Source organism: Burkholderia sp. 10_S31 (assembly GCF_056930375.1).
Genome location: NZ_JBXOWK010000001.1, coordinates 3268852 through 3279402, shown reverse-complemented (window position 1 = coordinate 3279402; position 10551 = coordinate 3268852). Strand labels below are relative to the sequence as shown.

9 protein-coding genes and 1 riboswitch are annotated in these 10551 nt (G+C 64.8%); of the genes, 5 read left to right on the top strand and 4 right to left on the bottom strand.

Annotation, left to right across the window (positions count from 1 at the left end):
- Together AC1Z3W_RS14690 and AC1Z3W_RS14685 are read left to right on the top strand one after the other, a co-directional pair.
- Nucleotides 1-248, top strand: a 248-nt coding sequence (locus AC1Z3W_RS14690; protein ID WP_483507820.1) for a hypothetical protein, incomplete at its 5' end; no start/stop codon positions are given.
- 173 nt (nt 249-421) lie between these two features.
- Nucleotides 422-1846, top strand: a complete 1425-nt coding sequence (locus AC1Z3W_RS14685; RefSeq protein ID WP_124835507.1) for a DHA2 family efflux MFS transporter permease subunit — start codon at nt 422-424, stop codon at nt 1844-1846.
- 233 nt (nt 1847-2079) lie between these two features.
- On the opposite strand, the gene AC1Z3W_RS14680 is transcribed toward AC1Z3W_RS14685, so the two are convergent.
- From AC1Z3W_RS14680 to AC1Z3W_RS14670, 3 genes are all read right to left on the bottom strand, one after another.
- Entirely contained in the window at nt 2080-2823 is a 744-nt protein-coding gene (locus tag AC1Z3W_RS14680; protein ID WP_483507819.1) for a 2OG-Fe(II) oxygenase, read from the bottom strand.
- A gap of 858 nt (nt 2824-3681) precedes the next feature.
- Nucleotides 3682-5274, bottom strand: coding sequence for an inorganic phosphate transporter (locus AC1Z3W_RS14675; RefSeq protein WP_057929717.1), 1593 nt, complete (start codon nt 5272-5274; stop codon nt 3682-3684).
- Nucleotides 5275-5395: 121 nt separating this feature from the next.
- Entirely contained in the window at nt 5396-5983 is a 588-nt protein-coding gene (locus AC1Z3W_RS14670) for a histidine phosphatase family protein (RefSeq protein ID WP_175827199.1), read from the bottom strand.
- 44 nt (nt 5984-6027) lie between these two features.
- Nucleotides 6028-6163: riboswitch (cobalamin riboswitch) on the top strand.
- Nucleotides 6164-6202: 39 nt separating this feature from the next.
- On the opposite strand from AC1Z3W_RS14670, the gene AC1Z3W_RS14665 reads away from it, so the two are divergent.
- Nucleotides 6203-6412, top strand: coding sequence for a CbtB domain-containing protein (locus AC1Z3W_RS14665; protein ID WP_006752367.1), 210 nt, complete (start codon nt 6203-6205; stop codon nt 6410-6412).
- A 13-nt stretch (nt 6413-6425) separates the two neighbouring features.
- Nucleotides 6426-7148, top strand: a complete 723-nt coding sequence (locus AC1Z3W_RS14660) for a CbtA family protein (protein ID WP_057929718.1) — start codon at nt 6426-6428, stop codon at nt 7146-7148.
- A gap of 22 nt (nt 7149-7170) precedes the next feature.
- On the opposite strand, the gene AC1Z3W_RS14655 is transcribed toward AC1Z3W_RS14660, so the two are convergent.
- Complete coding sequence (locus AC1Z3W_RS14655) at nt 7171-8079, bottom strand: LysR family transcriptional regulator (protein ID WP_124835511.1); 909 nt, start codon at nt 8077-8079, stop codon at nt 7171-7173.
- 128 nt (nt 8080-8207) lie between these two features.
- Here AC1Z3W_RS14655 and metE point away from each other — a divergent pair, with 128 nt between their 5' ends.
- Nucleotides 8208-10502 carry a 5-methyltetrahydropteroyltriglutamate--homocysteine S-methyltransferase gene (metE, locus tag AC1Z3W_RS14650; RefSeq protein WP_057929720.1) on the top strand — a complete coding sequence of 765 codons (2295 nt, stop codon included), beginning with the start codon at nt 8208-8210 and terminating at the stop codon, nt 10500-10502.
- Nucleotides 10503-10551: the final 49 nt, after the last annotated feature.

Here is a 10551-nt window from a genome sequence, read left to right as displayed (position 1 = left end):
CGATGCGTTGGCTTGGGAGCTCGTGCCGGCGGACGAACTGGCCAGGCACCTCACCGTCGATGCAAACTGCAATTGTCCCGAACCGGCACATCCGGCAGCAATCCATTCTCAATGCCCCCGAATCACGCTGCAAGCTGAATGGCGCGATGCGTATCGAGGTGAGCAGTATAGAATTCGCCAAAATGGCCTCATGCACGGGCAACATCGTCTATCTTCGTCGATATCGGCTCAAAAATGTTCTTCCTTGACATCGGTGGCGTATATGGTTGATTGCCGAGCCAAGTCGAATCTATGCGCATAAAGTGGTTTCAGCACGACGTGTCGGCAAAGCCGAGTTCGGACGCTTCAGGGTAATATCGCCACTCGTCCGGCTTCCACACATGGCTGCCGGTGTGTTCCGCATGCCGCAACTGTATCGTTCATGATTTCCAGCTCAGCTCAGAGTGGTCGGACGACCGACTTCCTGCCGTATCTCGTCGCCGCGACCTTCTTCATGGAGTATCTCGACACGACCGTGATCGCGACCGCGCTGCCGCAAATGGCTCGCTCCTTCGGCGTCGGGCCGAATGCGCTGAGTCTCGGGATGACGGCCTACATGCTCGCGCTCGCGGTATTCATCCCGATCAGCGGTTGGATCGCGGATCGATACGGTTCACGCACGGTGTTCGGTAGCGCGATTGTGATCTTTACCGGGGCATCGATTCTCTGCGGGTTGTCCAACGGCGTTGTGACGTTTACGGCTGCACGCCTGTTGCAGGGCGTCGGCGGGGCGATGATGGTGCCGGTCGGGCGGATGATCGTCGTGCGCAGCACCGAGAAAGCACGGCTAATGCGCGCGATCGCGACGATCACGTGGCCGGGTATCGTTGCGCCGGTCGTCGGGCCGCCGATCGGCGGCTTCATCACGACCTATGCATCCTGGCGATGGATCTTCCTGTTGAATGTGCCGCTTGGCCTCGCCGCGCTGGTCTGCACGTGGCTGATCGTACGGAATACGCGCGCGGACGAACAGCGGCCGCTCGATTGGGCCGGGTTCGTGCTGGCGGGTGGTGCGTTGACCTGTCTGTTGCTGGGTACTGAAACGGCTGGTCAGCAGGACGCGCAGTTCACGCGTGCGGCCGTGCTGGTCGGCGCTAGCGTGTTGTTCGGTATTGCCGCGTGGTTGCATGCGCGGCGTTGCGAGCATCCGCTGCTCGATTTCACGACGCTGAAGGTGTCGACCTTCTCGGTAACGGTGCTCACCGGGTCGGTCACGCGGATTGCGGTCAATGCGGTGCCCTATCTGCTGCCGCTGCTGTTCCAGATCGGTTTCGGGCTGTCGCCGTTCCAGTCCGGTTTGCTGTTGCTCGCGAGCGCGCTCGGCAATCTGGGCATGAAGGCAGGCACGTCGTGGATCCTCGACCGTTTTGGGTTCCGTCGCGTTGCGCTCGTCGACGTGACGATCGTCGGCTTCTTCACGATCGCATGCGGCTGGCTGACCGCATCGACGCCGCTTGCAATCACGCTGCTGGTCGTATTCGTCTACGGGCTGACGCGCTCGATGCAGTTCACGACGCTGGCGACGCTCGCCTATGCCGATATTCCGTCGCACCAGACCAGCGCCGCGAGCACGCTGTGGAGCGCCGCGCAGCAGATGACGATCGGGATGGGGATCGCATTCGGCGCGCTGGCACTGCGGCTCTCCGCGCTGGTGCGCGGCGATGCGGCCGGAATTCACTACGTGCTCGACGATTTTCGCTGGGCGTTCGTTGCCGCGGGAGTGCTCGCGCTGCTGACATTGCCGGGCTATGCGCGACTTGCGTCCGATGCGGGCGACCGATTGCGAGCGAGTGCGGCGCGAGGGTAGGTCGAACCGGCGACCATGTGTGAATGGCGACAGGTGCGCACTGTCCCGCGCAGTTGCTCACCGATGGTTCGATTCGTCGCGGGAGCGATGCTCCTTCGTGCAATGAGATCTCCGCGCGTGCATTTCATGAGCTGGCGCGCCGTGGTGCTGACGATACCCGGTCGTCATGCTGTACACGCACGAATCCGTGCGCGAGACAGCGACCGACGATGCCGCGCTCGCGTTGACCACCGCTACTGCGCATCGTGAAAGATGATGCCGACCGTATGGCGGTGCCCGGTCCGGATCCGGCTCACGCCGTGACGCAGGTTGACGCGATAGACGCCGCGCGTTCCCTGCACGGGCCGGCCATGCACGGCGAAGATCACCGCGTCGCCTTGCGTCAGCGGCACCACTTCCGCACGCGATTGCATGCGCTGCCGCTGTTCCGTCAGCACGAACTCCCCACCCGTGAAATCGCGGCCCGGCGCCGATAGCAAGATCGCGACCTGCAGCGGAAAGACGTGTTCGCCATACAGATCCTGATGGAGGCAGTTGTAGTCGTCCGGACCGTACTGCAGGATCAGCGGCGTCGGTCGCGTCTGTCCCGCCGCGTGACAGCGCTCGAGGAATGCAGCGTGATCGGCCGGGTAGCGGGCGTCGATCCCGAGTGCGCGGTTCCAGCGATTGGCGATCGGTGCGAGATGCGGGTAGAGCGCTGTTCGCAATGTGTCGATAACTGCCGGCAGTGGATACGCGAAGTACCGGTATTCACCGCGGCCGAAACCATGCCGCGCCATGATGACGCGCGACCGGTAAAGCGCATCTCGCGGATAGAGCGATGCCAGCGCAATGCATTCGTCAGCGGATAGGAGACCCGGTACGTGAGCGCATCCATGGCGATCGAGTGCGGTACCGGCGGCGGTCCAGTCGAGTGCGCTCACGCGCTGCACGAGGTCGACAGATTCGACGGCGGGCTGCAGATCGGCGATGTTCACGGGGTGTGCCTCTTTAGTCGGCGATGGGGTGTCGTGCGGATATGTCGTGAGCGCCGAAATCCTCTCCGCATCACGCGCGCCCGGATGCCCGGGCGACCGCAGACGGATGACGGACGACGCAATTCGGGAAATGCTGCTGCGAGCACGACCAGGTCATGATGAAAATCGATGAACCCAGTCTAATGCCGTGGGTGCGACGGCGCGCTCCAGATCTTGCGCTTCAATTCGGAAGAGCGAGGGGGCGCAAGTCCCGGCGCGAGCGGTTGGGCATAACGCGGATTCATTGAGGTGCTGTTCCGCCTCGGTCCGGGATGGGCTCGGCGTAGTGTGCGCGAGATGGAAAGCGAGAGGGCCTGCGAGGAGAAAAACCGAAGCGCCGAAGCGCTGAAGCGCCGAAGCGCCGAAGCGCTGAAGCGCCGAAGCGCTGAAGCGCCGAAGCGCCGAAGCGCCGAAGCGCCGAAGCGCCGAAGCGCCGAAGCGCCGAAGCGCCGAAGCGCCGAAGCGCCGAAGCGCCGAAGCGCCGAAGCGCCGAAGCGCCGAAGCGCCGAAGCGCCGAAGCGCCGAAGAGACGAAGCGCCGAAGCGCCGAAGCGCCGAAGCGCCGAAGCGCCGAAGCGCCGAAGCGCTGAAGCGCCGAAGCGCCGAAGCGCCGAAGCGCCGAAGCGCCGAAGCGCCGAAGCGCCGAAGCGCCGAAGCGCCGAAGCGCCGAAGCGCCGAAGAGACGAAGAGACGAAGAGACGAAGAGACAGACGAAGAGACGAAGAGACGAAGAGACGAAGAGACGAAGAGACGAAGAGCGGCGAGCGGCGAGCGGCGAGCGGCGAGCGACCGATCCCCCGGCAGCTCGCCGCTCGCCCGCTCAGGCGATCGACCGGAACAGCCAGTAGAGTCCGGCCGCCAGCGCGATCGACGCCGGCAGCGTCAGTACCCACGCGAGCACGAGGCTGCGCACCGTGCTCCACTGCAGCCCGGACCCGTTCGCCGCCATCGTGCCCGCGACGCCCGACGACAGCACGTGCGTCGTCGATACGGGCAGCCCGTATGCATCGGCCGCGCCGATCGTCAGCATTGCGACGAGTTCGGCCGACGCGCCCTGTCCGTACGTCAGATGCTGCTTGCCGATTTTCTCGCCGACGGTTACGACAATCCGTTTCCAGCCGACCATCGTGCCGAGACCCAGCGCGATCGCAACGGCCACCTTCACCCAGGTCGGAATGAACTTGGTCGCGTGATCGAGCTGCTTGTGGTAGTTGTCGATCGCGAGCTTGTCGTCGGCGGCGAAGGCGGGTTGACCCGACTTCTCGATCAGGCGAATCGCTTCGGATACCAGATACATCGTGTTGCGCACGTTGTCGACGTCACGCTGCGGCACGGCCGCCATCGAGCCCGACGAACCGACCGCGGTCGCGAGCGACGTGGACAGTTGCTGCACGGCCGGCAGCACGGCGGGCGTCATCTCGCGACGCTGCACGAAGTGCTCGACATCGGCACGCGGATTCGCGGACGGCGCGACGCCGTTCGAGTATTTCGCGAAGGTCGCGGCCGCCTGGTTCGCGACGGCGACGAACGTCTGCGATTCGGCCGGCGTGACCGCCTTGTTCAGTGCATACGCAGTCGGCACCGTGCCGATCAGGATCAGCATGATGAGGCCCATCCCCTTCTGCCCGTCGTTCGACCCGTGCGCAAACGACACGCCCGTGCACGTGAGGATCAGTAGGCAGCGGATCCAGAACGGCGGCGGCTGATCCTTCGGCGGCTCCTTGTACAGTTCCGGAATCCGCACGACGGCCTTCAGCAGGAGCAGCAGCAGCGACGCGCACAGGAAGCCGACGATCGGCGAGAACAGCAGCGACTTGCCGACGCCGAGCGCCTGGCCCCAGTCGACGCCGCTCGTGCCCGACGGCCCGTGCATCAGCTGGTTCATCAGCCCGACGCCGATGATCGACCCGATCAGCGTATGCGAGCTCGACGACGGCAACCCGAAATACCAGGTCGCCAGGTTCCAGACGATCGCGGCGATCAGCAGCGCGAACACCATCGCGAAACCCGAACCGCTGCCGACCTGCAGGATCAGCTCGACAGGCAGCAACTGCAGGATGCCGAATGCGACGGCGCCGCTAGAAACCATCACGCCGAGGAAGTTCCACATGCCTGACCAGATCACCGCGACGTTCGGCGTCAGCGAGTGGGTGTAGATCACGGTCGCGACCGCGTTCGCCGTGTCGTGGAAGCCATTGACGAATTCGAAGCCGAGCGCGATCACCAGCGCGGCACCGAGCATCAGGTACGGGAACAACGATCCTTCGCGGATGGGCGACAGATCGGCAATCAGATGGGTGGCGATATAGACTGCACCGATCGCAAGCACCAGCAGGAAGACGGCATAGCCGACCTGCCGGGTACGTTCGGTGGAGCCGGAATTGTGCGCGGCGGACGAAGCAGGCTGATTCATGACGGCATCTCGTAAGGGAACCGCAGCCAATCCTAGCTTTCGCTATCCGTCAGTTTGATGACAATCGGGAGGACGAACCGTTACCTTTCAGATATGTAAGAAAATGGCGCCGTCAATCTCCTTACGCATCGGTATCGTGCCGAACCTCGTCCGTGGCCACTGTCCAGCCATCTCGCGATGCGGTGAATACCGAGCACGACAGCGGCGCGACTTCGATGCGGATCGCAGCCTTTGCACCTATCCGACGCACGTGCGCGATGGCAGCCCGAACGATCGCCGCATGCGTGATCGCGACGATATCGCGATCGCGCGGCAGCGCGTTCAACCATGCGTCGACGCGGCGTGCGACGTTCTCGAACGATTCGCCGCCGTGCGGCGACGCGGACGGATCGTCGATCCAGGCGCCGAGCTCGTCGGGGATATCGCGCGCGAGGTCGTGCAGCCGCTTGCCGCGCCAGTTGGCGTAGTCGACATCGCGCAGCGCATCGTCGATGCCGGCGCGCAGCCCGAGCGCATCGGCGGTTTGCTGCGCACAGCGTGCGGGGCTGCACAGCACGATCGCGTCGCGGCTGCCGGCGAACCGCTCGCGTAGCGCGGCAGCATCGGCGAGCCCGCGGGCATCGAGCGCATCGTCAGCGGGAAACGCGCCGGCGCGCATCGCACGGGTCGACGCATGCGCGATCAGGCACAGCGAGGCAGGCTGGGTCATGTCGATGTCCGGAAGGTTTTGCATGGCCGCGCCCGTCGTGCACGGGCCTTCAACGCGCGAACGTTCGCGCGTACAATTCGCACGATACGAAAGGCGGAAGCCGGTGCAAGCCCGGCGCGGTCGCGCCACTGTAACCGGGGATCCTCGATCCCGGAAGCCAGACCTGCCTGCGTATTCCATCCAACATTTGTCGGGGCGCGATTCCCCTGAGGTGCATCCATGAGCGAAGCAGTGCTGAAGCCGGTCGTCGTGCCGGCGCCCATTCCCGTCCGCGAACTGTTGCCGTGGGCCATCTTCGTCGGCCTGATCCTGCTGCTCGCGCTGTATTTCGTCGGCGCGGAACAGGGCGCGACGTCGCTCGTACCGGGCATGTACGTGCACGAGTTCGTCCACGACGGTCGCCATCTGCTCGGCTTTCCCTGCCACTGACGCGGAGTACACGATGGTCGGAAAGCTGCTCATGCGCGGGATGCTCGCAGGCATCGCCGCGGGCCTCCTCACGTTCGGTTTCGCCAGAATCGTCGGCGAACCGCAGGTCGATCAGGCAATCTCCTTCGAAGAAAAGACCGACGCCGCCAAGGGCGAAGCGCCGGAGCCCGAACTGGTCAGCCGTCACACGCAGGCCGGCGTTGGCCTGCTGACCGGCGTCGTGACCTACGGCGCGGCATTCGGCGGACTGTTCTCGCTGGTCTTTGCGTATGCCTACGGACGAGGCAGCCGCCTCCCGGCGCGGCCGCTCGCCGCATGGCTCGCGCTGGCGGCGTTCGTCGCGCTCGTGATCGTGCCGAACCTCAAGTACCCGGCCAATCCGCCGTCGGTCGGCGACCCCGACACGATCGGCTATCGCACGGGGCTGTTCTTCCTGATGATCGCGATCTCGGTCGCGACGATGGTGTTCTCGGTCAGCGTGCGCCGCCATCTGCTGGCGAAACTCGGGCAGTGGAACGCGTCGATCGTCGCCGGGCTCGTGTTTGTCGCGATCATCGCGGCCGTGCAGATCGGGCTGCCGTCGGTCAGCGAGTTGCCGGCCGATTTCCCGGCGGCCTTGCTGTGGAAGTTCCGCGTCGCCGCGATCGGCATGCAGGCGCTCATGTGGACGACGATCGGCCTGCTGTTCGGTGCATGGGTCGAACGCGGTGAACGCACCGGCATGCGCGCCGCCTGACGCACGTTGCACCGGGGCGCGCCTAGCGCAGCATGCGCGGCGCGCTCCACGTCGATTCGCGCGCTAGCGCGACGAATGCGGCCAGATAGTCGATCGATGCATCCGCTTCGCGGATACCGAGAAAGATCTGCTTCGCGATGCCCTTCTTCCCCAGCCTGACCGGCACGACCGGCATCCGGTCCGCATATTCGTCGGCAAGCCATCTCGGCAGCGCGGCCACGCCGCGCCCGCTCGCGACCATCTGCAGCATGATGTCAGTCGTCTCGATCGACTTGTGGCGCCGCGGCACGATGCCGGCCGGCGTCAGGAACTGGTTGTAGATGTCGAGCCGGTCGGTCTCGACCGGGTAGGTGATCAGGACTTCGTCGGTCAGCTGCTCGGGCGTCACGTAGTCGGCGTTGGCGAACCGGTGCGCGTCCGCGACGACCAGCACCTGCTCGTAATCGAACACGGGATCGAAGCGCAGCCCCGGCTTGTTCAGCGGGTCGGGCGTCACGAGCACGTCGATGTCATGGCCGAACAGCGCGCCGATGCCGCCGAACTGGAAGCGCTGCTTCACGTCCACGTCGACGTCCGGCCAGCGCGACAGGTACGGCGACACGACCTTCAGCAGCCACTGGTAGCACGGATGGCACTCCATCCCGATGCGCAGCGTGCCGCGCTCGCCCTTTGCATACTGCTTCATCCGCTCCTCGGCGAGCTCGAACTGCGGCAGCAGCCGGTTCGCGAGCTTCAGCAGATATTGCCCGCCTTGCGTGAGCCGCAGCCCGCGTCCTTCCCGATCCCAGATCGGCGTGCCGAGCTGCTGCTCGATCTTCCGGACGGTATGGCTGAGCGCCGATTGCGTGAGATGCAGCGCATTGGCGGCTGCGGTCAGCGAGCCCTGGCGCTCGACTTCACGGATCACGACGAGATGGAATCGTTCCAGCATGGATATCGCTCAACCCAGAGATGCATGAACAAATTTAATGGATAAATGAAATAATGCCATTTTATTTCATGGGATGAAATCCCTATGATGACTGCCGGATCTTCAATTTTTCTCTGGACGGCAGCTTCATGGTTACGACACACAACCTCGGTTTCCCGCGCATCGGCGCGAAGCGCGAACTCAAGTTCGCTCTCGAACGCTACTGGAAGGGCGAATCGCCGCGCGACGAGCTGAGGGCACTCGGCGCCTCGCTCCGCCAGCGCCACTGGAACGACCAGCGCGAACTCGATCTCGCGCCGATCGGCGATTTCGCGTTCTACGACCAGGTGCTCGACATGAGCTTCACGCTCGGCAACCTGCCGAAGCGCGTGCAGGACTTCCACGGCGATCCGCTCGACAACTATTTCCGCGTCGCGCGCGGCCGTTCGGCGCAGTCGGCGGAAGAACATGCGGCATGCTGCGGCGGTGTCGCGGCCGGCGAAATGACGAAGTGGTTCGACACGAACTATCACTACATCGTGCCGGAACTCCATGCGGACACGAACTTTTCGCTCGATCCGTCGCGACTGCTGCAGCAATTGGCCGAGGCGAAGGCGCAAGGCATCAACGCGAAGCCGGTGATCCTCGGCCCCGTCACGTATCTGTGGCTCGGCAAGGCGAAGGACGATTCTGATCGCCTCGCGCTGCTGCCGAAGCTGCTGCCGGTGTACGGCGCGCTGCTCGACACGCTGACCGCGCAGGGTGTCGAATGGATGCAGATCGACGAGCCGATCCTCGTGACCGAACTCGACGCCGAATGGCGCCAGGCATTTCGCACCGCGTATGCGGCGCTCGAAACGCGCCGCATCAAGCTGCTGCTCGCGACGTACTTCGGCCAGTTGCAGGACAACCTGACGCTCGCTGCCTCGCTGCCGGTCGACGGCCTGCACATCGACGCGATCAACGCGCGCGACGAAATCGATGCACTGGTGCGTGAACTGCCGGCCGACCGCGTGCTGTCGGTGGGCGCGATCAACGGCCGCAACATCTGGAAGACGGACCTGAACGCGACGCTCGACTGGCTCGAACCGCTCGCGAAGCAATTGGGCGGTCGCCTGTGGCTTGCGCCTTCGTGCTCGCTGCTGCACGTGCCGGTCGATCTGGCGAGCGAAGAGAAGCTCGACGCGGAGATCCGTTCGTGGCTTGCGTTCGCGCTGCAGAAGCTCGACGAACTGAAGGTGCTCGCGACCGCGCTGAACGAAGGCCGCGACAGGGTGGCCGACGCGCTTGCCGCAAACGCCGCCGCGATCGAGTCGCGCCGCCGTTCGCCGCGCGTGCACAACCCGGCGGTGAAGGCCTCGATCGCGCGCATCGACGCGCAGCTCGGCAACCGCGCGAGCCCCTATCCGGAACGCGCGCCGAAGCAGTCGGCACGCTTGAACCTGCCGGCCTTCCCGACGACGACGATCGGCTCGTTTCCGCAGACCGCCGAAATCCGCCAGGCGCGCAGCCAGTTCAAGGCCGGCGCGCTGGATGAAGCCGGCTACCGCAACGCGATGCAGGCCGAGATCGAGCGCAGCGTGCGCGAACAGGAATCGCTCGAGCTCGACGTGCTCGTGCACGGTGAAGCCGAGCGCAACGACATGGTCGAATACTTCGGCGAGCAGCTCGACGGCTACGCATTCAGCCAGTTCGGCTGGGTGCAGTCGTACGGTTCGCGCTGCGTGAAGCCGCCGATCCTGTTCGGCGACATCAGCCGTCCGAAAGCGATGACGGTCGAATGGATCGCGTACGCGCAGTCGCTGACGAACAAGCCGATGAAGGGCATGCTGACCGGCCCGGTGACGATCCTGAACTGGTCGTTCGTGCGTGACGACCAGCCGCGCTCGGTGTCGTGCTACCAGCTCGCGCTCGCGATCCGCGACGAAGTGCTCGATCTCGAGAAGGCCGGCGTGCGCGTGATCCAGATCGACGAGGCCGCGCTGCGCGAAGGGTTGCCGCTGCGCCGCGCGCGATGGGGCGAGTACCTGACGTGGGCGGTCGAGTCGTTCCGCATCACGGCGAACGGCGTGCGGGACGACACGCAGATCCACACGCACATGTGCTATTCGGAGTTCAACGACATCATCGCGTCGATCGCCGACATGGACGCGGACGTGATCACGATCGAGACATCGCGCTCGGACATGGAACTGCTCGACGCGTTCGACAGCTTCAGGTATCCGAACGAGATCGGCCCGGGCGTGTACGACATCCATTCGCCGAACATCCCGACGCAGGATCACATCGTCGGCCTGATGAAGAAGGCGGCCGAGCGGATTCCGGCGGAACGCCTGTGGGTGAACCCGGACTGCGGACTGAAGACGCGCCAGTGGCGGGAAGTGATTCCGGCGCTGACGAACATGGTCGCCGCCGCCAAGACGCTGCGCAGCCAGGTGCAATAACGCGCGAATGCGGTATGCCTGCCGCCGCGATCGATGATCCGGCGGCGGG